The sequence below is a fragment of the bacterium genome, from assembly GCA_040755755.1.
Lineage (GTDB): Bacteria > SZUA-182 > SZUA-182 > DTGQ01 > DTGQ01 > DTGQ01.
This window is the reverse complement of record JBFLZW010000033.1, coordinates 1-24,834: the sequence shown is the minus strand read 5'-3', so window position 1 is coordinate 24,834 and position 24,834 is coordinate 1. Positions and strand designations below refer to the sequence as shown.

The 24,834-nt window shown below is 47.8% G+C and carries 19 protein-coding genes; 12 read left to right on the top strand and 7 right to left on the bottom strand.

Annotated features, from left to right (window positions below; translation table 11 throughout):
* Positions 1–14: 14 nt before the first annotated feature.
* Positions 15–3,968 (top strand): cobaltochelatase subunit CobN, encoded by a 3,954-nt coding sequence (gene cobN / locus AB1611_11115; protein ID MEW6380140.1) that lies wholly within the window; start codon positions 15–17, stop codon positions 3,966–3,968.
* A gap of 492 nt (positions 3,969–4,460) precedes the next feature.
* Here the strand turns inward: cobN and AB1611_11110 are convergent, their stop codons facing one another.
* The 6 genes from AB1611_11110 to AB1611_11085 form a co-directional block, all read right to left on the bottom strand.
* Positions 4,461–5,924, bottom strand: a complete 1,464-nt coding sequence (locus tag AB1611_11110) for an ATP-binding cassette domain-containing protein (protein ID MEW6380139.1) — start codon at positions 5,922–5,924, stop codon at positions 4,461–4,463.
* Positions 5,925–5,934: 10 nt separating this feature from the next.
* Positions 5,935–6,699 (bottom strand): energy-coupling factor transporter transmembrane component T, encoded by a 765-nt coding sequence (locus AB1611_11105; protein MEW6380138.1) that lies wholly within the window; start codon positions 6,697–6,699, stop codon positions 5,935–5,937.
* Between the two features lie 43 nt (positions 6,700–6,742).
* Entirely contained in the window at positions 6,743–7,315 is a 573-nt protein-coding gene (tsaA, locus tag AB1611_11100) for a tRNA (N6-threonylcarbamoyladenosine(37)-N6)-methyltransferase TrmO (protein ID MEW6380137.1), read from the bottom strand.
* A gap of 44 nt (positions 7,316–7,359) precedes the next feature.
* On the bottom strand, positions 7,360–7,914 hold the full coding sequence (locus tag AB1611_11095; protein ID MEW6380136.1) for a hypothetical protein: 555 nt from the start codon (positions 7,912–7,914) through the stop codon (positions 7,360–7,362).
* A gap of 174 nt (positions 7,915–8,088) precedes the next feature.
* Positions 8,089–8,226 carry a CooT family nickel-binding protein gene (locus AB1611_11090; GenBank protein MEW6380135.1) on the bottom strand — a complete coding sequence of 46 codons (138 nt, stop codon included), beginning with the start codon at positions 8,224–8,226 and terminating at the stop codon, positions 8,089–8,091.
* 130 nt (positions 8,227–8,356) lie between these two features.
* Positions 8,357–9,103, bottom strand: a complete 747-nt coding sequence (locus AB1611_11085) for an FmdE family protein (protein MEW6380134.1) — start codon at positions 9,101–9,103, stop codon at positions 8,357–8,359.
* A 560-nt stretch (positions 9,104–9,663) separates the two neighbouring features.
* Here AB1611_11085 and AB1611_11080 point away from each other — a divergent pair.
* The 11 genes from AB1611_11080 to AB1611_11030 all read left to right on the top strand — a co-directional run bounded on the left by AB1611_11080 (position 9,664) and on the right by AB1611_11030 (position 24,121).
* Positions 9,664–10,491, top strand: coding sequence for a methyltransferase domain-containing protein (locus tag AB1611_11080; protein MEW6380133.1), 828 nt, complete (start codon positions 9,664–9,666; stop codon positions 10,489–10,491).
* Between the two features lie 337 nt (positions 10,492–10,828).
* Positions 10,829–12,226 carry a radical SAM protein gene (locus AB1611_11075; GenBank protein ID MEW6380132.1) on the top strand — a complete coding sequence of 466 codons (1,398 nt, stop codon included), beginning with the start codon at positions 10,829–10,831 and terminating at the stop codon, positions 12,224–12,226.
* Entirely contained in the window at positions 12,153–13,508 is a 1,356-nt protein-coding gene (locus AB1611_11070) for an MFS transporter (protein MEW6380131.1), read from the top strand. The genes AB1611_11075 and AB1611_11070 overlap by 74 nt, the downstream gene beginning before the upstream one ends.
* Positions 13,509–13,513: 5 nt before the next feature.
* Positions 13,514–13,825: a hypothetical protein gene (locus AB1611_11065; GenBank protein MEW6380130.1), complete on the top strand. Its 312-nt coding sequence runs from the start codon at positions 13,514–13,516 to the stop codon at positions 13,823–13,825.
* A gap of 169 nt (positions 13,826–13,994) precedes the next feature.
* Complete coding sequence (locus tag AB1611_11060) at positions 13,995–16,154, top strand: TonB-dependent receptor (protein ID MEW6380129.1); 2,160 nt, start codon at positions 13,995–13,997, stop codon at positions 16,152–16,154.
* 196 nt (positions 16,155–16,350) lie between these two features.
* Entirely contained in the window at positions 16,351–17,352 is a 1,002-nt protein-coding gene (locus AB1611_11055) for an ABC transporter substrate-binding protein (protein MEW6380128.1), read from the top strand.
* Between the two features lie 37 nt (positions 17,353–17,389).
* On the top strand, positions 17,390–18,457 hold the full coding sequence (locus tag AB1611_11050) for an iron ABC transporter permease (GenBank protein ID MEW6380127.1): 1,068 nt from the start codon (positions 17,390–17,392) through the stop codon (positions 18,455–18,457).
* Positions 18,458–18,483: 26 nt separating this feature from the next.
* Positions 18,484–19,248, top strand: coding sequence for an ABC transporter ATP-binding protein (locus AB1611_11045; protein ID MEW6380126.1), 765 nt, complete (start codon positions 18,484–18,486; stop codon positions 19,246–19,248).
* Between the two features lie 841 nt (positions 19,249–20,089).
* The gene (locus AB1611_11040; GenBank protein MEW6380125.1) at positions 20,090–20,500 is read left to right on the top strand and encodes a hypothetical protein; all 411 of its coding nucleotides are present in this window, start codon (positions 20,090–20,092) and stop codon (positions 20,498–20,500) included.
* Positions 20,497–23,868 (top strand): phage tail protein, encoded by a 3,372-nt coding sequence (locus AB1611_11035; GenBank protein MEW6380124.1) that lies wholly within the window; start codon positions 20,497–20,499, stop codon positions 23,866–23,868. Before AB1611_11040 ends, AB1611_11035 begins: the two co-directional genes overlap by 4 nt.
* Complete coding sequence (locus AB1611_11030) at positions 23,852–24,121, top strand: hypothetical protein (protein MEW6380123.1); 270 nt, start codon at positions 23,852–23,854, stop codon at positions 24,119–24,121. Before AB1611_11035 ends, AB1611_11030 begins: the two co-directional genes overlap by 17 nt.
* 41 nt (positions 24,122–24,162) lie before the next feature.
* On the opposite strand, the gene AB1611_11025 is transcribed toward AB1611_11030, so the two are convergent.
* Positions 24,163–24,345: a hypothetical protein gene (locus AB1611_11025; protein MEW6380122.1), complete on the bottom strand. Its 183-nt coding sequence runs from the start codon at positions 24,343–24,345 to the stop codon at positions 24,163–24,165.
* Positions 24,346–24,834: the final 489 nt, after the last annotated feature.

Genomic DNA, 24,834 nt, shown 5'->3' with positions numbered 1-24,834 from the left:
AGGAGGGAAAAACCATGAAGATCGGCTCTATTATGTGGAACTCGCACGTTTCCGTGCTCATTCGGGCTGGGAAAGGCATTGATGACCTTGAGCTTACTGCTTACTCTTCCAGAGATTTGGAAAATGATCCTCTCCTGATCGATGAAGCCCTCGAAAAAATGGCTGACGTCGATCTTCTTCTCCTTTATCGATCTACTGAAGGATTCTGGGAGGGGATAGAAGAGAAACTGAAGAAGAGAGGGGAAAAGATTCCCATTGTCTGTGTGGGCCATGATCCCTCTTATTGGATGCTGTCTACTGTTTCCCCGAAGATCGTGGCTGACTGCTATCGATACATTACCATGGGCGGGGAGGATAACTTTCAACAGATGATCCTCTATCTGGGAAATCAGGTGCTCAAGGTTCCCCTGGCCTATAACCCGCCTGGTGAAGTTCCCTGGGAGGGGATCTACCATCCACAGGCTCCGGGAATATTTAACAGGTGCGAGGAGTATCTTTCGTGGTATCGCGATCATCTGGGCGGCACGAAAAACTCTTATGTAGGCATTCTCTTTACGAGGCAATCCTGGGCCAATCAAGACCTGGCGGTTGAAAATAACCTTATCTTCGAGCTTGAAAAGCTGGGCTTTGGGGTTATCCCGGTTTTCTCATACAGTGTCAGGGATGAGGCACTGGGCTCTCGCGGCAGCGCAGCGGCAGTACAGGATTATTTTTTTACCGAAAGGGGAAATTCCCGCATTGAAGCCCTGATCAAGCTTCAGGCTTTCTTTCTTGGCCGTCAGGCCCAGGACAGAGGGGGGAATGACGGAGAGGGAAATCTCGAAGGCATAGAGATTTTCAAAAAACTGGATGTGCCGGTTTTTTCCCCGGTAGTTACTACCTATCGCACGGCTGAGGAATGGAAGGAGGACCCGCAGGGGTTGAGTTCGGAGATTGGCTGGAATGTGGCCATGCCGGAGTTTGAGGGGGTGATTGAGCCGATAATCATTGGCGCTATGGAAAAAGAGAACGATGGCATCAAGGCCAGATGCCCCATCAAAGACCGCTGTTCCTATCTTGCCCAAAGAGTTGCCAAATGGATTGCCTTGGCTAGAAAACCTGTTCATGAGCGGAAAATCGCTTTCATCCTTCACAATAACCCCTGTGCCTCGGTAGAAGCATCGGTTGGCGGAGGAGCAGGGCTCGATACCCTCGAGAGTGTTGCTCAGGTTCTCCATGCCATGAAAGAGAGAGGCTATAGGGTAGATCCTCCGGCTGATGGGAAAAAACTGATTGATACTATTATGGAGAGAAAGGCCATCTCCGAGTTTCGATGGACCCCGATTGAAGAGATTATCCAAAAGGGAGGAGCCCTGGACCTGGTCAGCAAAGAGGAATATAACCAATGGTTTGAAACCTTGAGCCCCAGGGTTCAGGAAAGAATGATCGAAGCATGGGGAAACCCGCCGGGTGAGGCCAAAAACGGTGTGCCTGCGGCTATGGTTTATGACGGCAAGATCGTCGTTACCGGCGTGACCTACGGGAATGCCGCTGTGTGCGTGCAACCCAAGCGGGGATGCGCCGGTGCCCGGTGTGACGGTCAGGTGTGCAAGATCCTCCATGACCCCGATATACCGCCTCCTCATCAGTATATGGCGACCTATAGATATCTGGAAAATCGATTCGGTGCGGATGCCATTGTTCATGTAGGCACTCATGGCAACCTTGAATTCCTGCCCGGCAAGGGAGTGGGGCTTTCCGCAGAGTGCTATCCGGATCTTGGTATCGGCCGTTTGCCGCATCTTTATATTTACAATGCAGATAATCCTGCTGAAGGGATCATTGCCAAACGCCGGAGCTATGCCACCTTAGTCGATCACATGCAGACAGTCATGAGCGTCGGCGGACTCTATGAGGGGCTGGAAGAACTGGACCGGCACCTGAGCGAGTATCAGCAAGCCAAAGTTACGGATAAGGGACGATCCCATATATTAGAGCATATGATCCTTGAAGGGATAAAAAAGAACAACCTGGAAAAAGAGATGGGTCCTGTTGATGGCCTGCCTTTCCCTGAAGTGGAAAAGAAAGCGCATGAGGTATTGAGCCGCATCCGCAATACCCAGATTCAGGATGGTCTGCATGTTTTCGGCCAGCCTCCGCAGGGTGAGCGCAAGATTTCCATGATCAACTCCATTCTCAAATACGATGCCGATCAGGATCAGTCCTTGCGCAAAGTAATTGCCGGTGCACTGGGACTGGATATGCACCTTCTCCTGGAACATCCCGAAGAAATGAACGATCGTTATCAAAAGAGCCACGGACAGATTCTGGAAGCGATAGATCGCATAGCATGCCTTTTTATCGGCAGGGTGCTTGAGATCAACGGAAATAACGGGGGGAATGAGGAATCTGAGGGTTCAGATCCTGAACCGCTTCTCTGGCAAGCTATCCGGGAGATTATGGCTTCATCCGGTGGCAGCCTGGCCGGTCAAGAGAAAACTACTCTTTTTGCCCTTGGTCACAAGATACTGGCCCTGAATGGAGCCATCGAAGACTCCAGGGAAATCGACTCCCTCTTACACGGGCAGGAGGGAGGATATATCCCTGCCGGTCCATCAGGGTTAATTACCCGGGGACGGCCGGATATACTGCCCACGGGCCGGAATTTCTACTCCCTCGATCCCTACCGGGTGCCGACTCAGGCTGCCTGGCGGGTAGGCCAGCGGTTGTCCGAGGCAGTTATTGCGAAGCATCTCAAGGATGAAGGAAGAATTCCTCAAAATGTAGCCATTTACTGGATGGCCGGGGATGTCATGTATGCGGATGGGGAAGGGATGGCCCAGATTATGGCCCTCCTGGGAGTAAAACCGGTTTGGCAGCCCAATGGCCGGATAAAGGGCTTTGAGGTCATTCCTCTGGCCGAGCTTGGCCGCCCCCGCATTGATGTAACCATACGCCTCTCCGGTATCACCAGAGACAACTTTCCCAATTGCGTGGACTTAATCGACGAGGCAGTCCAGACGGTAGCCTCGCTGGATGAGCCTTCGGATATGAATTTCCCGCGACAACATGCCCTCCAATACTTAAGAGAGCAACTCGGCCAAAAGGACAACCCTGACGATGAGGAACATTCGGAAATGTGGAGGAAAGCCACGTTTCGCCTCTTTTCCGCCAAACCGGGCACGTATTCTGCCGGTGTGCAGTTGGCTGTGTATGCCTCGGCCTGGAAAGAGGAAAAGGATCTTTCGGATATCTTTGTTTTCTGGAACGGCTATGCCTATGGCAAGGGAGTGAAGGGAGTTGAGGCATTTGGTTCCCTCCATGAGAGCCTGCGCACCGTGGATGCCACCTTCAATAAGGTGGTCACCGATGAAAAGGATCTTTTCGGCTGCTGCTGTTATTTTGGCGCCCATGGTGGAATGACCACGGCAGCCAGGCACATTTCCGGCTATGAGGTCAAAACATACTATGGAGATACCAGAGAGCCCGAGCACGTGGAAGTTCGTGACCTGTCCGATGAGATACGGAGAGTTGTGCGAACCAAACTGCTCAATCCCAAGTGGATCGAGGGTATGAAGCGCCACGGATATAAAGGCGCGTCAACCATTTCCAAGAGAATCGGACGGGTATACGGATGGGAATCCACCACCCGGGAAGTGGATGACTGGATCTTTGACGATATCACCAGGACCTTTGTTCTGGATGAGGAGATGCGCGCCTTTTTCAAGGAGCATAATCCCTGGGCGCTCGAAGAAATCGGCCGAAGGCTGATCGAGGCTGAGCAAAGGGGCCTGTGGAAGGCCGATCCCGAGGTCATGGAAGAACTCAAGAATATCTATCTTGAAATTGAAGGAGATATTGAAGAGAGAATGGGCGATGTAGGCGGAGAATTTCAAGGCGGTGCTATCGATATCATGACAGCCGAGGATGTGGCCGACTGGGGAGCCAAGATGAAGGAAATTAAGGAAAAGTTAAAACCCAAACCTTAAGCACAGAAAACACAGAGGAACTGGAGACAGATCGACCGAGATGAAAAACAAAAGAGCCGGTCCTCGCTTTTCGGAGAGAGGATCGGCTCTCTTTCAACTTGCAGTTTTAATGTTGATGGCTATGCTGGATTTCGTGGTGTTGGTGATCGGTGTGTAAAGTACCATGCTCTTCGGCAGTTAAGTGCACATGTTCATGACGGTGTGTTACCGGTCCGGCAGCGTGTTCATGTTCATGGCTCCGGTCACCGTGGCTATGAGAGTGGGAATGACTAATTTCGGGATGGGTATGTTCGTGGGTATGTTTTTCATGGTTTTCATGGTGTGACATACTCTTTATACCTCCTTTCCGTAGATTTTCCTCTCTTCTCACCGGGGCTGATATCACCCCGATATCATAAAAAAGATGGCGAAATAATCTAAAAGAGGATAAAATTATTATAGATTAACTTATCATGCATTACAAGCATTATCTTATGGAAAGTATCTGAATTTTCATGCCAAATGCCCGAAATGCAAGCTGATCCTCCGGTCACAGATTGCCTCGATCAATTCATCGTCATGGGAGGCGATAACCAGGGCCATACCTTGTTCTTTGTGTTCCCGAAGCAGATGTATGAGCTGATCGATAGAGGCTCCATCCATACCGCTGGTCGGTTCATCAAGGAGAAGCAATGAAGGGTTATTGATTATGCCAGATGCTATAGCCAGTCGCTGCTTTTCCCCCACACTCAGAGAGTGGGGATGCCGATCACGTAAGTGACTCAGGTTAAAACGATCCAGGAGCAGGCTCGCTTTCTCCACGCTTGCTCTTTTCTTCTCGCTGCCCGAAGGAAAAGACCAATTAACCAGTTCTGAAAAGACGCTCCGGCCGAGCAGTTGATGATCCATATTTTGGAGAACCAGGCGAATCATCTGACTTCGCTGCCCGAGAGGGAGAGAATGAATTTTTCGTCCCTCAAGGAGAATATCACCCTGATCGGGAATTAATGCCCCTGCAAGTAACCGAAGCAGGGTGGTTTTCCCTGAGCCATTATCCCCACACACTGCTACAGCCTCGCCCGCATCAACGGAAAATTTCGGGACCTGCACGGCAAAATGACCATTCGGACGAAAGCGAAAATAAAGATCGGATACCGAGAGGATCGGCTGGAAGTGCATTGCGCGACTTTTCTCTTTCCCAGAAGATAGAGCCGGTGATTGGTCCGACCCTGCCCGCAATCCCCATGTTTGGGGCCATTGGGGATTCTGCAAAAGATGAGGTTTACCATCATAGGCTATTTCTCCATCCCGGAGAATTATGAGACGGTCGGCGATTTGGGCGGCTCTGTGGAGGCGATGTTCGGTCAGGACAATGGCCCGATCTGCATGCTGATGGAGTTTCTCAAGAAGAGTATAGAATTGGCTGGCAGACCGTTCATCCAGATTGGAGGTTGGCTCATCGAACAGGAGTATTTGAGGATTCATAGCCAGGTTTGCGGCTATGGCTACTTTCTGTTTTTCTCCTTCCGAGAGAGTATGGATCAATCGGGGCAGTAAGAATTCAGTATCCGTGTCGAGGGCTGCCTGATGGATGCGCTGTCGAATCTCTTCAGGGGGAAGCCCGTGGTTTTCCGGCCCGAAAGCTATCTCATCCTCCACCTTCAGGGTAAAGAATTGCTCCTCTGGTTCCTGAAAAACCACGGCCAGAGAACGCGAGATTTCCCAAAAGGGAATCTCTTGAATATTTTTTCCCAAAAGGGATACCGATCCTTGTATCCTGCCCTGGATATTCCTGGGGATAAGACCACTTAAGGCATGGATCAGCGATGACTTGCCGCTGCCGCTTGGGCCTGCTATCAGGAGGATTTCTCCGGATTGAATCTCCAGGTTACAGGCCTTTAATACCGCCCTTGAAGAAGCCGGATAGAAGAGGGAAAGATTTTGGGCTGAGAGAAGAAGAGATGAGAACATATGCATCAGCGCACTTTCATCCCCATTGTACCAGTATCCATCGGTCAGCCCAGAGAAGGGAGAGGGAGAGGATCAGGAGAGAAAAAAGAAAAAGAAAATCCTCCCGTTGAAAACCGATCCGCTGCCTTGAGCTTCTTTTGGCCGGGCCGCCAAATCCACGGATCGTGGCTGCCAGAGCCAGAGCATCAGCCTTTTTCAGGCTCCGCACCAGCAGCGGGAACAGCAACGCACGACAGGATCGATAGGGATGCAGGATCAACGCCCACCCCCAGACTCCCCTGCTTCGGGCATTATCCCTGATCAGTTCCATTTCCCGCAAGCAGTGGGGGAAAAACCGGATAGCCATAGTCAGCACAAAAATCAAGGAGAAGGGAAATCGCATCTTCTCCAGTGAGTGGATGAAGCGGGAAACCGAAGTAGTGAGCATAAATAGCAGACCGGAGGTTACTAAAATGATGAACCGAAGGATAGCCCGCATTGTGGCCATAATCTCCGGACAATGTGGGCTTTGGAATTTCCCGGACCAGAAGAGGAAAACACTCGCTATGAAGAAGGCAAGGGAAAGTATCAACCCTATTCTCAAAGAGCGAAAAATATTCCATCTCATACATATGAGGGTAACTGTCAATACCAAGAGGCAAAGAAAGAGAAGAGGAAGGCTTTCTATAAATAGGACAATTCCGTTGAACAGGATTAATCCCAGAAGTTTGGATCTGGGATCCAACCGGCAGAAGCCTTCTGATTCACCGTATGCCTCAAATAGTGCGTTCGGGAGTCTCATGGCCATAACCACATGAAGTTATCCAGGCGGGCAGTGCTCATGATCAGTGCTCATGCTCATGAGCATGTTCATGAGCATGTTCATGGCTATGATTATGTGGATGCCCGTGGCCAGATCCGTGACTGTGGCTGTGCCCATGTCCGTGCCCATGACCATCTCCATGATGATGATGTTCTTTCAGGTGCTGTTCGATCCAGGCTGGTACCGTTGCTTCGGCATAGCTGTCGAAATGAGGGAGATAGGGCTTGATGTCCAGGACAGGAGTCCCATCAACGGCATCGATCCCCTTGACAATAATCGTTCCATCATCAATCGAAAAATCCACCAGTTCTACAACGGATAAGCCAATGGGATTCGGTCTTGCAGGCATCCGCGTGGCAAATACTTTGACATCCTTTGGTTTGTGTTTCTCTTTCGGCATTTTCCACTGTCGATACTGGCTGAACCAGAAGAGAACGATCAGATGCGAATATCCATTCAATCCGCCTAATCCTCTCCTGTATTGGGGTTTGAGTTTAATCATGCAGGTATCGGCAGTCCATCCCCGGCTGAGATGACGTACTTCACGAAAATCTTTGACCTCTGAGCATACGATACCGATTTCTTTCAGTTCCATGCAATTTCCCCTCCTTCAAAAGAAAAACCCGAATTAAAGCATGATCAAGCCAAAAGTCCGATGTGACGCAACTCCTCGGCAAGTTTTGCTCCCAAAGCGCCGGCCAGAATCCCTAAAATCAGAGATCCGACGAGTAACCCTGCCATTGGTAAAGGATAGAGATGGATCATTCTCTGGCCCGGAAGACCGAGAATAAGCATAAACGCAAAAGCGCTTACCGGTTTACTGAAATTTAGAATTCCTCCTAAAATGGCAGCTTGCCCCAATCCAAGCTGGAATTCTTTTCCCTTTATGATCCAGAAGACAAGATCGGTCATCACGCCACCGATCAACGGAGCAAAAAAGGCCAAGGGGAACCCGCCCGGTTTTAAAAAAGAAGCCAGGCTATAAATCGACTCGATACAGGTGACACATCCAACCTTTTTAATCCGGGCGAGAGCTATCAGGGTCAAAAGCACCCGGAGCGGACCGGCAATCCAAGACCCAAGGAAAGGCAGTCCGGTTATGGCCCTGGTAGGCATACCGACAAGAAACCCCAGTCCAAGCCCCAGCGCAGAAATAATTCCCATGAGGGTTAAATCTTTATTGGAAAAATACATATTCGCCTCCAGATATTGAGGAACAAAAAAGCCATGAAGGGAGCCGGTTTTCTAACCGGAAGATAAGCCTTCATGGCTTTGATGCTTCTGACTTCTTTTTCGGGTGATGGATAACCGTACTTTGGAAAATATCTCTAATCTGAAAATGTTCCATTCTTTCGGGAACTTTGATAGTTATTCTGTTTTCTCCAGGATAATCTTATGGTTGAGTAGTGAGATTTTTTTAATTTTCCCCACTAAAATTTTTCGATCGCCAAATATATCCACAATCAACAATAAAAAATAAAAAAGCTGCCTGCGGCCGGGCCACATCCCTATGGCTGGATGTGGCCCGTACATAAGGGGAAAATAATGAATCCCACCACGATGGTGGAATCGTGATGGCCGATGGAATAATTATCATTGTAACATCAATAGCATATCAGTCCTGTAAGAGCGATCTTTAGCATGTTCTCTGATTGATCCCTGCTCCATCCAGTTGGAAAAAGCTGTCCTGAGCACAGGAGATGCACATAATTTCTCCCCCCCGGACCCGGACCCGTGGTTCCATGATTTTCTCTCCGCACAGGCTACAGATATGGCTGTTGAATATGGGAGCATATTTTTCGGAGCTTACCCGGACTTCCTGAATAGTTATAAGCTCTTCATGAGGTATGGCCAAAAGATCATAGGAGCTTCTCAGAAACAGCATCTTGAGAAGCTCTCTTTCTTCAGCGCTCCCGTTTCTTCGGGCAACCACTTTGTCAAACAACCCTCTCGCCCCGGGATTGATCTTCTCCTGAAGGGTATATATTTTATCCCTGGCTTTGGGATGAACACAGACCCGAAAAGCCTTGCCTCCCCGTCTGATCAGAGTAGCTGCATTTTTCCCAAGATCTCGAAAAATCAGTGCATTGTTGCCAAAGGTGCAGCCGGTGGTAATCTGAATGCCGTCACTGAAGCAGTTGTGACACTCAACAATGCACGTGACCGTCTCCATACCATCGGTTGTCTCCTCTCCCAATTTCCGGACGGCGAGGCAACCGGCTAGAATGCCCAGGGTAACACAACTGCACAGATGCCCGTGAAACTCGGCTGCTCTTTCCATTAACCCCCTGATATCCTGCTTGTCGATCATTTCCTGAATCTGCTGACGAGGATTTTGCATTACCTTGGGAATACCTGCCAGATCAATACCGTAGCTATACATGATCAACTTTTCTCCTTTCCTGAAAAGTTACAAGATAACGTACCGCGCCATCTTTCATCAGCATCCAACTGTTCAGGGATGCTCTGATAATTCCAGATGCCTGCCAAAAAAAAACCATGAAAGCTTTCGGATATTCCATCCGAAGAAAGCCTTCATGGCTCAAATTTTTTTATTGCCTTCTTCCCTGCATTAAGGGAAGACATCTCTCTTTTTGTAACCGCTCTGCTTCTTCGTGAAACGATCTTTTATACTAAACGATCTTTTATACTAACTACTAAATATCAGAGAGAAGCTAATCTTGTCAAGCAAATTATTTCCCCCAAGGTCCGAGGTGAATTTGGAGGAAAAAATTTTCTTGACAAGGGCGTACAATAATTGATATAAGTTTCCTGAATTGATAAAATCATTAAAATAGAGAAAAAGGTTTCCCTTCTCCTTAAGAGAAGAGAATTTCGAGAAAGAGAAAAGCCATGAAGGCTTTTTCCGGATTGAAATCCGGAATAACCTTCATGGCTTTTTTATTTTTCAGGGCTTGCATTATTTATTAATACCGAGGGGTAATGAAAAAACATCTCAAAACAGGCAGTCAAAATAAAGCTCTCGTCCGCTGGCAGCAGGCTCTCGATCGGTCGGTCTCTTATCGGCGGCTAATAACCGGTGCGGATGAAAAATACTGGGAACAATTTTCGGAAAACTATTTCCAAAACCGGACATCGGGGCCTCATTATCAAGAGGTACTTGAGCGGATTCTGAAGGAAATACCCAAAGGGGACACTCTGATTGAAATAGGTCCGGGGCCTGGTATATTCACCTTAGCCCTGATCACCCATGTTGGCTGGCTGACGGCTGTGGAACCCTCCCCAGCCGCAGTGAATGTGCTCCGCAGCAAAACTGCTCACTTTGATAATCTCAGAATCGTTAACCATTCCTGGGAAGAGGCTGTAATCGAACCGCATGATGTGGTGTTTGCCGCAGGAGTCCTGTATGTATTTTATCATCTGGAAGCTGCTCTCAGAAAAATGATTCATCATGCCCGGCAGGAAGTGCTCCTGGTTACTTTACATGATGAACAACCGATGCTCAATGATATCGCCAGGGTGCTCAACCCGTCAACACCGGCATCGGATCCATCTCCCGATCTTATTCTCGACGTGTTACGAAATATAACGACATCCTTTTCATATGAAAAGTTGAACGGCAGACAAATCTATCACTATCCAAGCCTGGCCGCGTGGCTGAACCTCTGGACCCAGAGCATGGCGCTTACGCCAGAACAGCTCAGCCGGATTAAAGAATGCCTTGAGGCAAAAGGGGGATTTGTCCATGATAATGGCGAAGTTATTCTCCCCCGTGAGCTCAGTACCCATATCATAACGATTTATCCATGAGAATAACCGGAAGAGAGGGTCCCATTCAGAAAGGAGGTGATACCTATGACTTGCGTTCGGAAGCCGAATCGCAAAAAGGGAGCACCACCCTGTGAACCCCATTAAGGAGTAAGTTAGGATAAGTAGTTATTAGGATCTGACGGATCAACTACTTAACCCTCTCTTCCGGTCTCTTTTCATCCTGATAGGTTTCTCGATGAGCGACCATGTCCGGATAATGATATTCAACTTTATATTGAAATAATACCATTGTCCATGGTCTTTCGCAAGTACGAGAACTGCCCGCGAGAAGATTTGATTTTTCCAGGCAGTTCCTCAAGTTTTTAAAGGTGACACTATGATGATTATCAAACTGAAAGATGGAACTTACAATGTTTTTGACACCCTGGGAGGTATGGGGATTTGGAACATCAACAGTGAGGAATTATCGAAATATCTGAACCTGATAAAACAGATCAGAAAGATATCTCAAGATGATGTGAGAAACTACCCTCTCCTGGAATCCGCTATCAGGTCTCCTGGGCTCGATCCCCTTCCTCCAATAAAAACGGATGATCCGTTTATCAATCAGGTTTTTCAGCAAAAACTCCCCCTCAGATGTTTTTTTGATACTGATATTGTTTTATCCAATGCGGAAAAATATGGAGAAGGCATTATTACCCCTCCAAGTGTTTCTTTAGATGTCAATAAGGTATGTAATTTTAGCTGTAAATGGTGTTGTGCCGATTACGAGTCCAGACCTCTACAGCCTGAAATGAGCACGGAAGATATCGCAGACAAGGTCCTCAAGCCTTTGATCAATATGGGAAACCTCAGTTGGTACCTTGTGGGTGGAGAACCGGGGCTGACTCCTGAAAAAACCGCTGCCATAGCCGGCTTTATCACCCGATATACTGCTCATTGCTCCGCAGAACAACCTCTCATCGCTTTGGATACCAATGGGACAAATTTTGTGAAAAATGCTGGGCTCTTCAAGGAATCCGGCATTAATACGATTCAATTCTCTCTAAGCTCTTCCTCCGCGGCGGTTGACCGCTACTTTCGTGGTATTCCTTCGGGTATCAATCCGGTAAGATTGATAAAAGAAGCACTCGCCAAGGCAAAATCACTGAATATGCATTGCGGCATCAATATGGTGATTTGGAAAGAATCCGAAGTGCTGAATAACTTTGAGGATATTGAAGAAGTGATTGATTTAGCTTATACTTTGAATACTGATTTTATCAGAATTACCCCTTCTGTTGCCGTTGGCGCAGCCGCTCGAAACGGGATCAACCTGAGTATCGACGAGATGAAATATATCGCCCACAAAATTTCCCATAAGCGTTATATCATGGATATGATAATGGATGAGATTGCAGGGACAAAGATTATCGGTATATCTCCAGAGTATTCAATGGGAGAGAACAGCGAAATCCCCTGCGACCTGCCTCTTACCTGTCGGGCCGGAACATGTTTTCTTCATATCGATTCATTTGGATATGTGTACCCCTGTGCCCTGGTTGTACCAGATTTTTGTGCCGGAAACGTGCGTCAGGGCGATATAGGAGAAATATGGCGGTTCTCACCCGTTATGCAGGAATGGAGAACTGTTTTCGACATCTGTGAAGAGTGCGCGCGCTGTTCTCAGAGGGATTATTGCATATCCGTATGCCCGGCCCATGCCTGGTTCAAATTCAAGAGCATTGACCTCAGAGAAAGACCCGCAGAATGCCCCGCTGTTCATGCATGTTAATTTTATGAGCTATGGTAATCTTCTGAGGACAAATAAGCCATTGCGCGCTTTGTGGCTTGGAATGCTATGCAGTTCCATAGGGGATTGCTTCCGGGAGGTCAGTGTCCTTGCCCTGGTGATCAGCCTGACAGGTACCGGCATAGAGATGGCAGTAATACTTTTACTGGGAGTCGTTCCTCTTCTATTTGTAACTCCTATGGCCGGTTTACTCATCGACAGATATGATACCCGAAAATTAATGATCGGCGCTGATTTTACCCGTGCCTTGTTAACCCTGGGTTTTCTTGCCATCCATACAGCCAACAGGATATGGCTTGTTTATACCTTAACCGCGCTTATTTCGGTGATAAGCATATTTTATTCCGCTTCCCGGCTGCTTCTGGTCAGCTCTGTCATTAGTCAGGATAACCTGATCAGCGCTAATTCCCTGTTTACGCTGACCAGTGGATTTTGCCTTGCGTGTGGTTCCATTTCAGCAGCCTATTTCCTGAAAATCAATGGCAGGAATATTTCATTTCTATTCGACTCTTTGACCTTCATTGTTTCAGGATCGCTACTCCTGGGCATACAGGATGGCCAGAGGGTTGTTTTATCCAGCCACTGCCGCAAATTGAGTGAGCTTGTCCTCAATTACTGGGAGGATGTGAAGAGGGGGATATCTTACCTGAAAAATAATCCGAGAGTGCATTCCCTTCTCCTGTTCAATGTCACAAGATTTATCGGCTCCGGTGCTCTGTATATGCTGCTGGGCGTTTTCGGAGCAAAGGTTTTTCAGGCCGGAGATTCAGGAATCAGTGCATTCTATGCGAGTTTTGGGATCGGTATCTTTGTCGGTGGGATCATGGCCAAAAAAATCTCTGAGAGGTTAATAAATCCTAACTATTTCATTCTGATTGGCTTGGCAGTGCTGGTTGAGGGAGTGTTTATCATGGCTTTCAGTCACATCAATATTCTCTTTTTATCACTTTTTATTCTGACCATTGCTTATTTTTCAAGAGCATTCTTTCTGACTTTTTATGACGCCCTCATCATGTATTTAGTGGATGATCATTTCCGAGGAAGGATCTTTTCAGTCGATAAGGTATTCACCTATACAACGATGAGCTTAGCCATGATGGCTTGCAGTTGGAGTTTAAGCATTGTGTCTCCCCAGCAACTTGCCTTCATAACCGGCGGATTTCTTTTTCTTAGTGGGATATTGTGGCTCATTTTCGTCAATAAGCGGGGTTTTTCGGCTTCTCTATCACCAGTAATTATTGGTGCACTAGAAATGAGGAGATAGAGATCATGAATGAGCACGATAAACCGGCGGAGTCGCTCTATGAGACAAAAGACACCGATTACCCAGAGCTTTTGGATGCTGCGGGAGCCGCCTTTCGCCATACGGTTCGTAAGATCATTTCCTTTCTTCAACTCAAATCCGGGATGAGTATCCTTGACATCGGCACAGGTAATGGTTATGACCTTGTTGATTTAGCTGAAAGCGTATCACCCGAAGGTAAGATCAGGGGATTATCGGTCCCAAAGAAGGAAAGAATTACAGTGTTGCTCTATCTCCAATACCAGTTGTGCAGGTTTGATGCGGCAGGCAGGCTTTGAGAATAGGGTTATTGACAGAGATAGGGTATGAGATAAAACATTAGTTTGGCCAGAAAAGAGAGGGAGATTAATCGTGATGAAACGTACGAAAAGATCGTTCTTATTTTTTGGGATTATTGCTATATTGCTCTCTAACATTTCCTTGACTGTGGCACAGGAGCAAAAGAAGGTGATAGAACTGGAACCGATATCAATTACTGCTACCAAGACCGAAAAAAGCGTTACCCTGGCTCCGGCAAGTGTAAGTGTCATCAAAAAGGAAGATCTACTGAGGGAAAATTATGTCAATCTGAACGAGGTCCTGGAATCTATACCAGGGGTTTATTCCTATGAAGGCAAGGGAATCGCAACTCCCTGGCCGGTGGTCAATTTACGGGGCTTTCATGGTCATATGAGAACTTTGATCATGGTTAATGGCCAGCCGATCAGTCCCAGCCTCTATTCACTCGCCCTGGTTCACTGGACAGCTATCCCGGTTGATGTAGTTGATCGTATTGAAGTTGTGCGAGGTCCATTTTCTGCCGTTTATGGAGGAGATGCGGTAGGAGGAGTTGTCAATATCATCACCAAGTGTCCCGATAAACTCGAAGTGACGGCTAAAACTGGATATGGGGACAATCAAACCTATAAGGTCCACCTGAGTGGAGCAAATCGCCTGAACGATAATCTCAATATCTTTTTTGCCTTTGATAAGAAAAAGACGAATAATTATGTAACGGACTACTATGTTGCCAAACCTGCCAAACCGCCGGCTGATCCATCTACAGCAACAGCCGTTACCGGTGCCCGAAAAGTGCGCCAATATGAATCCACCGCATATGCCTATGAAGTTGGGCATAAGGGTGAATCTCATTGGGATGAAAATACCTTCACCCTCAATCTTGGATGGGATATCTCCGATGCATCTGATTTAAAATTGAACCTGCTCTTCAGTGAATATGAAGTTGAACCATGTAAGTCCGCATCTTATTTGCGGGACAAAAATGGGAAGGAGGTCCGATCGGGGCTGGTCTCCTTTGAAGAAAATGGGGCACCAGTTTATCTTAATCTCACTTCGGCAAGTTATCTCAATTTTAACGGAGCAAAGGGCACCGGCATCTATAGTACAGAATATGCTTATAAATTTACTCCAGATCTGGATCTTAAACTGAGCCTCGGGTTGACAGACTATAATTACGAAAAGGTTATCTATCCATCCTCCACGGCCACGGAAAATGGCGGGCCAGGCAGTTTTTCTGAATCACCCAGTAAAATCTGGCAGGGTGAAGTGCAGACAAACTACCGGGTTTTAAAAAATATCCTCCTTACGGGGGGAATCAACTACCGCTATGATAAGGGTGATTTCAAAAAGTATGCGGCGGAAAACTGGAGATATCTTGACTCAATAACCACGATGACCGAAACAATATGTCCCGAGAGTAAAAGATATGGACTCTATCTTCAAGGTGATGTCAATCTTTTTGATAAGGTGGATCTGTACCTGGCGAGCCGATACGACCAGTGGAGCTCTGAAGCCACCAGAAAGACCGCTAAAGAGAAAACGCATTTGAAAGCTGACGACCAGGATGCCTTCAGCCCGAAGCTGGCGGTCGTTTACCAGGCACTTCAGGACACCACACTTAAGCTCTCCGCTGGGAAAGCCTTCAGGGTGCCGAATTTTTTTGAGCTTTATCAGCCCTTGACAATGGCCGATACAACCTATTTACCCAATCCTGACCTGGATCCTGAAATTACCTGGTCCTGGGAACTGGGGGTAGAGCAGCGGATTTTTAGCGATCATACTATAATGAATCTTACCTATTTTGAAAACTACAGCACCGATTATATCGATTCCCGGACATGGAAAGATCCTAACAACGTCAAGTTTGCTCAACGGGACAATTTCGGCAAAACTGAAACACGGGGTGTAGAGTTTGAATTATGTCAGAAGCTTACTGACTATCTCAAGGGGTTCCTCAATTACACCTATATAGATGCGGAAATAACGGAGAACAAGGAATATCCGAAAATTGTGGGCAAGAGCCCCCGGTATGTCCCGGATCAGATGTTTAACGCTGGTTTGGATTTTCGTCTATCGCCCTTTTCAGCTTCTCTTAATACCCGCTATGTTTCCAGGATCTATGGGACCAATGAGCATACTACCAAAAATTGGAATGTATATGGAGCAATGGATAAGGTTAATTTTGTCACCGATGTAAAACTTGGAGTCGATTTCCTGAAGAACTATAATGCCTCGGTTTCCGTGAACAATATTTTTGACGAAGAATATTATCAATATTCAAAAGCACCCGGCAGAACCGTTTTCGGAATGCTGGCAACGAAATTTTAAGACTCTCTCACGGGGAGAGAAGAGAGTTTGTAATTTCACCCCCAAAAGAGCCCAAAGAGAAAGGTGATTTGTACTCATGAGAAAGAGAATGAGGAATCAAAACTTGGTATTTGCGCTTATTTTTGTCTTCATTATAGCCTGGCTATTTTGGGGGAGTTTCACGAATTGGCATATTAGATATGCACAGGATAGTTTAATGGTCCGAAGAATCATTACTATCCGGGATTCAGCCGACCGATCCGTAAGGGTGCCTTATCCGGTAAAAACTGTCGTGGTACTGTGGAAAAATCCTGCGGAAGAAATGAAAGCCCTGGGTGCTATAGAACGGATCATCGGCCTGGACAAAACGACCAAAGAGGAGGTTGACAAGGGGCTGTATCCGGAGTTGGCGGATCGGCCCCTTGTCGGCTCATGCAAACAGCCCAACTATGAAAAAATTGCCCAGTTAAAGCCGGATGTTGTCATTATGCTCTCCTCTTATCCTCCTCTTCCTGACGAGATTCAGCAAAAGCTGAAACCCTTTGATATCCCGGTGGTTGGTTTGGACTTCTACCGGGTGGAGGATTACTTCAATGAGGTAAAGATCTTGGGATCGATGTTAGGTCTTGAGAACAAGGCCAACCAATACCTTGAATTCTTCAGAGCACAATACAGGCTGATAGACAGCCGGATAAGGAGCCTCCCCCCCGAAAGGCGAAAGCGGGTCTATTTTGAAGGTAATGATTACAAAACCTACGGCGGTGCCGGTTATGGTGCAGGCATCCCCGGCATAATCAGAGCCGCAGGGGGCCTTGATCTTTACCCGGAAAGTCCTGCCATTGAGTTTGAGGCAGACCCTGAAGATGTGGCAGTAAAAAACCCGCAGGTAATCTTCAAGGGAGTCAAGGGGGGATATTTTTTGAAAAACACCGCTGAATTCGAGCGCCTTCGCAACGAGCTTATGAGAAGACCGGAGCTTGCCGCTACGGAAGCGGTAAGGAACAACCAGGTATATATCATAAGCTGGGATGTCACTGGAGGTGCCCGGAAAAAATTCGGGCCTATCTTTCTGGCTAAGGTGCTCTATCCCGATCTTTTTAAAGACATGGAACCCCTTTCTTTTCTCAAGGAATATTTTGAAGAATATCAAAACCTGAGATTTCAGGGTGTGTATCTTTATCCTGCAGTTTCCGAGCAAACCGGAAAAGACAAACGATAGTGCGCTATCAATTAAGAACAGAGAAATGAGGAAGGTCATGGAAACCAAGCCTGCCCATGTAAGGACAATATATTCAAAATTTGCGCAAAGAAAGCTGAAATACATTGCTGGAGAGTTCTGTATCCTGTTCTTCCTGATGATGATTTCTGTAGCCGTTGGTACGGCTGACCTTGGCCTGAAAGAGGTACTCTGGACCATCACGGCAAGGTTTATAGCCTCTCTGCCGAAAGATCCTCTCTATTATCCGGTTATCTGGCATTTAAGACTCCCCAGAGTCATTATGGGAGTAGTTGCCGGGGCAGGGCTGGCCGCATCCGGTACCGTGATGCAGGCTGTTACCAGAAACCCGCTGGTTAGCCCTTTTACCCTTGGCATATCGTCGGCAGCAGCTTTAGGTGCATCCATAGCTATCATGTTTAACCTGAGCCTTATGGGCCCGGGAAAATTCACGGCTATTATCGTTGCGTTTATCTTCTCTCTTCTGTGTACACTTCTTGTTTTCGCCCTTGCCAGCAAGAGAGGTAACTCCGCTGAGGCTCTTATCCTGGCAGGTATTGTCCTCATGTATTTTTTTAGTGCCCTGACCTCTGTGCTTCAGTTTTTTGCTTCTGAACAGGAACTTACCGCTATGGTCAACTGGACTTTTGGGAGCCTGAGCAGAAGCAAATGGGATGAAATCCTGATTGCGGCGTGCGTGGTGCTTACCTGTATCCCTATTCTGACGCGGTTCTCCTGGGACCTTAATGCTATGATTGCAGCAGGTGATGAAGGAGCGGCAACGCTTGGTATCAATACATCAAGAATCAGAACCATTTGCCTGATACTTTCCTCTCTGGTCACGGCAACAATTATCAGTTTTACCGGCATCATTGGATTCGTTGGCCTTGTAGCACCGCATTTAACCAGATTGGTAATCGGAGGAGATCATCGATTCCTCCTTGTAGGTTCATGCATCACCGGAGCGATCATCCTTACCTTGGCAGATATCTTTGGCAGAACCATCGTCTCGCCAATGATTATTCCGATAGGCATCGTAGTATCCTTTGTCGGCGTACCCATGTTTATCTATCTGATGATGATAAATCGGGAAAACTATTGGGGCTGAGAATAGAAGAGAGGAAAACTTCGTTTATGAGCCTAAGAGTAAAGGATTTGAGTTTCAGCTATGGAAAGGAATGCATATTAAAAGGCATTTCCTTCACTGCTGAAAAAGGAGAAATCGTAAGCATTGCCGGTCCAAACGGTTCAGGCAAGAGCACCCTCTTAAAGTGTATGAATATGATTCTCAGATCTCGGGGTACTATTTTTTTCGATAGCATCGATTTACGAAAAATGAAATCAAGACAAAGAGCACAGATAATCGCTTATGTCCCGCAAAATATCTCGGGTTCATTTCCCATTATGGTATTTGATTCGGTGCTCCTTGGCCGAAGGCCGTATATTGGCTGGAGAGCAGGGACAAGGGATTTGGAGATTGTCTCAAAAATCATTTCCTCCATGAGACTAAGTCATCTTATGTTAAAAAGTTATAACCAGCTCAGTGGAGGTGAAAGACAAAAGGTCTTGATTGCACGAGCATTGGCTCAGGAGCCTAAATTATTCCTTTTAGATGAGCCTACCAGTAACCTCGACCTAAAACACCAACTGGAAGTGTTCGCTTGCCTCAAGGAAATATCAAAGAGAGATGGTATATCTGTAATTATTACCATTCATGATCTGAATCTTGCATCGCAGTTTTCCGATACTGTTATCTTTTTGAAGGATGGTTATATTCATGACTCGGGTAAACCAGAGCGGGTCATGACCAGAGAAAACATAAAAACCGTTTATGGCGTAGACGCCATCATTCACCGGGAATCTGAGAAGCCATATGTGATCCCTTACAAGAATGGATAACATTCTGTAAGCCTTATGGATGCCAGCATTGAGGAGAAGCTAGAGAGTGTGCGCAAGAAAATAGGGCGAGGAAGACCGGGACCAGACAGTCGATAAGTAGGAAGACAAGCTCAGCTATGACCTTGTCGTGTACCGGCATCAGCAGGCTAGAGAAGATGAGGCTCTGCTCAATGGTATCTTTCTCATGGTCAGGAGAATCATGATCCTCAGCAAATGGCCAGCCTCTCGCCTATTGGCTCTCTCGCCAATATACTCAAAGTTGAAACGTTTACAGAGCTGCATTAACCGCGGATTATTCATTTACCAAAAGGATGAAGTCGGAATTAAAGAATATGGAAGTGAAATCGAAAAAGTATTCAATACCTTTATTTCCCGTACAATGGTAATAAATATACCTGCCTTTCTTAATTTCGGCAGTAATGGCACCCGGCTGCCCCATTATGGTAACAGACATTATGGGCGATCAGACCGCACACTCCCCCTTCACAGATACCAATCTTGAAGGCAAAATAGCATGCCCCATCGAGGGGAATTGTTAACTGAATAAAAGTTCAATATTCATCTGTTTCGCAGTATATAAGACCATGTCAAGAGTAAAAAACAGAACATTCCCCTGCAAAGCCGTTCATTTCCCAGCAGTTATGAAACGAGTGGTATACTGAGGTTAAAAAATACAGAAGGATAGGAAAAAGAATTAGGGATTCACTCCGCATTAACTTTTTACTAACTCAGCACTCCACATATAACAATGCGGCATTCGCTCTCAGGCTGCGGCAGGTTGTAGCAAGCTGCGCACTATAAGCGGGGCCGCTTCTATCAGGCAGGTGAAGCGATGTCAATCATGAGCATGTATGATTTTTTGACCGACGTTAATCCTGATTTCGAGTCCACCCTGTCAGTGGACCCGCAAGAAGTCCTGGTCATTTCGGGTGAGAAGGATATTGAAATTCACCAGGGCCTGGGGAGATACGAGGAGCGGATAATATTATCCGATCAATCGAGATTCTGGGTCAAGCTGCAATGGCGGTATTTGAGCGAGCCTGATCACAGCACGCTCTTTGATTTTTACCATGACCCGGCCAAGGGGTGCGGGACAGCCAGGACGTTCTGGTGGGCTCCACCTGTCCAGTATGACAGCCATGTCTATGTAGTCAGGTTTGACTGCCGATGGGAGTCATTCCTGCAAAATTACAAAAACTATGGTCTGGCTAATCTTTTGCTCTCCATTGCAGGGAGGAAACCGGAATTATGAGAACAGGTCTCACACCTCCGCAATTGGAAATCCTGAACGCCTCGGTCAAAAAGGTATCCTGGCTGTTTGAAGTCGATCGGGATAATGACGGCACGGTTGATTACTACTGGTCTACCGAAGGGAAATCCTTCGGCGGCCACAATTACAGCCCGAAAATCATGTCATTCAGCCCCTTGGTCATTGCTATGGGCAGCCTTGAGCTTGGGGTCATTCCGCCCGCACGGGTCACCATTACAGTCAGCTTTTCGGGCAACACGATTGGCGGACTCGGCCCAAGCGCCTTCGAAGATGCATCAATAACCATTCGGCTGGCAGGTGAGGCGAACGGCCTGGAGGCCGAGCTTATGGCCTGGCGGCTGCGGGTGGTTTCAGCCTGGGCGGTCGATCAGGTTTTAACTTTAGAGTGCCAGGACCGGTTCACGATCAACCTTGAGGGCGATTACCCGAACCTGCCCCTGATAAGCGATTTGTTTCCGTCCGATATCATGAAAAATGACAATGTCTGTGTGCCCCTTGTCTTTGGCACACCCTTTTTTCCGGTCCGGTGGATCAGCAGCATGCGGGAGGCCATCTTTGTGGATGCAGCCACCTTCACCACAGCCGGTGACCAGACCGCACTTTTCACCCCCGGGCAGTTTGTTCTTGCCCACTGCGGAGTTGACGGCAATCTGGCCTGCTGGGTGGAGAACAGCTCCTTTAACCTTGGCCTGACCACGGTCAGGCTTTCTGAGGCCAGCGGCAGTCTGACTTCCAATCTGGTCCGGGTGAGCACGGACCACTATCTGCTTGGCCCGGCAGACAAAAGCTACACCATCGACCGGGCAAGGACTCCGCAGGAGGTCAACTTCAAGACGACCTATCTGTCCACGGACTATACCTTCAAGCAGGATTCAGTGGCGGGTGCAGACGGGGCAGGCTACCGGGTGGTTCAGCTCCTGTGCGATGATGCCAATAACGACGGCAGTAACGATGCCAATGGATTCTGGGGCATTGCGGGCAAGCAGATCTACGATCTGCCCCTCAGGTTCTCCCGCAGCGATCTTGCGGGCACGACCAACCCGGCTGACATTGCCACATGGATACTTGAGGACTGGGGCATCCTGCCCGGCGAAATCGACGATGTCTCACGGCTTGAGGCCGCCGCCACATTTGCGGCCAGAGGGCTTGATCTGAACATCGGGCTGTGGTACCGGATGCCGAGGGAAAAACTCATTTCCAAGCTCTTTTCTGTAACCGGCATGATCCCCCTGTACCGGGATAAAATCGGGTTCAAAGTCCTGACCACGGCAAGCCAGATGGCGATTGAAGAGGATATGGTCAAGCCGGGATCCTTTCAGGTTAAGCGGACCTTCACCCAGAAGCGCAAGGACAGCGGCTATGTGACCTGGCAGGTCCCTGCCGAGCCGGTTGACCAGCTCAATAAAACCCTGGTAGCGGTCAAGAGCACTGCCGAAAATTGCTCTGACACCACCATTGAGGCGGAATGGATCCTGGATGCGGTCAAAGCCCGAAAATGCGCTCAGCTTGCCCTGCAGCGAATACTCCTGAAGGACAGGGAAATTACCTTCACTGCCCACAGCAGGATACTGTCCCTTGAGCCGGGAGATATGATAACCATTAATCCCGCCAATTTCGGAGCCGAAGGAGTCGCCTACACATGCCTGATCACCAAGATGACCATCCATGAGGGTTTATGGGTCGATGTCGAATGCACCAGGTTTTCCGATACCCTCGATGACTGGGATGACCTCTCGGCCCCTGAGACCGAGGTTTCGCAAGCCTGCGCTGAACGCGGATATTCGCCCATCTATCAGGGACCGCCTGATGCAGCCGGTTCAACGGCCCTGCGGGCCAACCAGATCACCGGCACAGTCCTGATCGGCAGCGGCGGAACCCTGGCCACCAGCAACAACCCGGCAGTGAATGGCGGCCTTTTGGCCACCAATATGCAGCTTACCTGCTATAGTCCCTCGGGGCAGGTGAGATTTCAGGCCATCTATGGAGGTGCTGATCAGGGTGATGTTACCCTGGGAAACTATGCCCAGGATGCTGGAGCAAAGTGGGACCAGTCAGCGGGAGTGTTTGAAGTCAAGGGCAGGATCAGCACCGGGGAGGGCAGTATTGCCGGATGGAATATTTCAGCCACCAAGATCTCGAAAACCGGCATTGAGCTTGATTCTGCCTTCTCACGGCTGAAAGCGTTCAGCGGCAGCAACTCCGTGGTCCTTGACCCTAATGGCCTGATCGGTCACAGCAGCGTGCTTGGCGATGTTTTCAAGATCCTGACCAATGGCTCGGCACCGGAATTTTCATCCGGCAAGATCAAAGAGTGTGAATATCAGATCTATACCTCCGGGATCATAAAAACCAGTGATAATCCTGCAACCGATGGCGGCCTGCTGATCAATCACACCAGTATGACCGGCTATAATACCAGCGGTCAGATGAGATTTCAGGCTGTTTATTCCGGAGTTGATCAGGGCGATGTAACTATCGGTGATTTTACCGCAGGTAAGGGGATCAGGTGGGACCAGTCAGCAGGGACACTGATTATCAAGGTCAGCTCAACCGGCGGGGTAACTGTTTCCGGCGGCGGAGATATCACCCTGAGCGGAAGCGATACGGACCCTGGACGGCTCAAATTTGCCGGTACAAGCTACGCGGTTGAAATCGGCGGGGATACAGACGGCAACAGGTTTCTGATTAAACCTGATGTCAATAATGCCGTCGATTGTTATGTCGGCCTCAATGGGGCCTGGTGGGGTGATCCTGACGCGCGGTTTCGTGATCTTCGCCTGACGGCAAAACGCCAGGGCTCCCTGTCCTGCGGTGACTGGGCCGGAGCGGTCAATGGGGCAGCGGTGGAGGTTGACGGTGACAGCAATGACCTTGAGCCTGCCATTACGCTTTCCCTGTATGACAAGACGTCCCAGAACCTTCGCCAATATAACATCCGCTCCGGCCTCTTTGGCCCGCAGGACCATAAGGTGCAGGATCTGGGAAAATCAACTGCGGCCTGGGACGATGCTTACGCTGATGATTGGCATAATGTGGCTGATTTTTTCTTCCTCGACCATAGGGGTGAGAACGGTGAAATCATCCCGGTTGATGACCTTGAAATAATCAAAGCCATCAGGCCAAGCGGTGTATTCGACCCACGAACAGGGATGGAAATTATCGATGACAACAGCCTGCCGGAGTGGCTGCTCAGCAGGGATAAGGTGAGCGGAAAAATCCTCTATGATCAGGAGGGCAAACCCTATCTCTCACTCAAGGCTGTAATCAGCCTGTGCCTTGGAGCTATCCGGCAACTCGACAGGAAGATAACAGAAAAATCAGGAGGAAATGGCAATGGACCAGCACAGTAAACAGGACCTTTTCAATTTTCTCCAGAAGTTTTGTTCCGACAACATCAATAACCGCCTGAATGAGTGGATTATCGAGGCTTTCTTAAACCGGGTTTATCAAAAGCTTGAGGCCATCTGCCCGGCAGATAATCCCATCAATAATACCATCAGAGAACCTCACGATGCACTGAGGAAAAAGGAGCCAGGAGTCAGGAGCCAGGAGAGTGTGGCCGGTAAGACATCTACCAGCTATCAGCTCTCGACTGATAAATGATAGCTTCTCGCTTTTACTGATTAACTTCTTTTATCCGTGACCTACTGACGGCCTTCCGGATCGTGGACGACCTTAAAATTCCCCTTGGTATCACATTGGCCGCAGGTAAGATCCTTCAGGGATGGCAAAAACTTATCCAGCAGATTAAAGGTGCAGCCACAGGTCTCGCACATAATCAGGGTCGAGGTTGAGCTGTCGTCTTTCTCACAACTGTCATATAACATTTTAGCAATCCTTATAAAAGCTTATATTATCTGTTTATTAAACAATCCATATAGTCTTTCTTAATTTTACAATATACTAACTAACTTTTCAAGTATAAAGAGAAAAAAAATGGACCCGTTGATTTTATCCCTGTTTATAACCAAAGCCATTCTGATGAACACCGGGAATCTGATCGAGGCCATAGATAAAACAAAATCAAGCTGACTGGAGTTATACCTGACCCCTAATCTTGACAGCGGGGATCAAAGTTTATTACAGTATTAATGTGGGGCAATTGGGGGGGAATTATTTCTGGCCGGTCTTTCATTCCCGTGGATATCTCCGCAAACCCTTTTTGTGTGGTTCAGAGCCTCTTTAATTATCTCACTACCGGACACATTTTTAGAAATAGATTGAGAACACATTAGCTGTCGCTCATGATATACTCTAAGTAATTGAAAAAATAATTAAAAAGGAGTATATCATGAGCGACAATATGAGAACATATA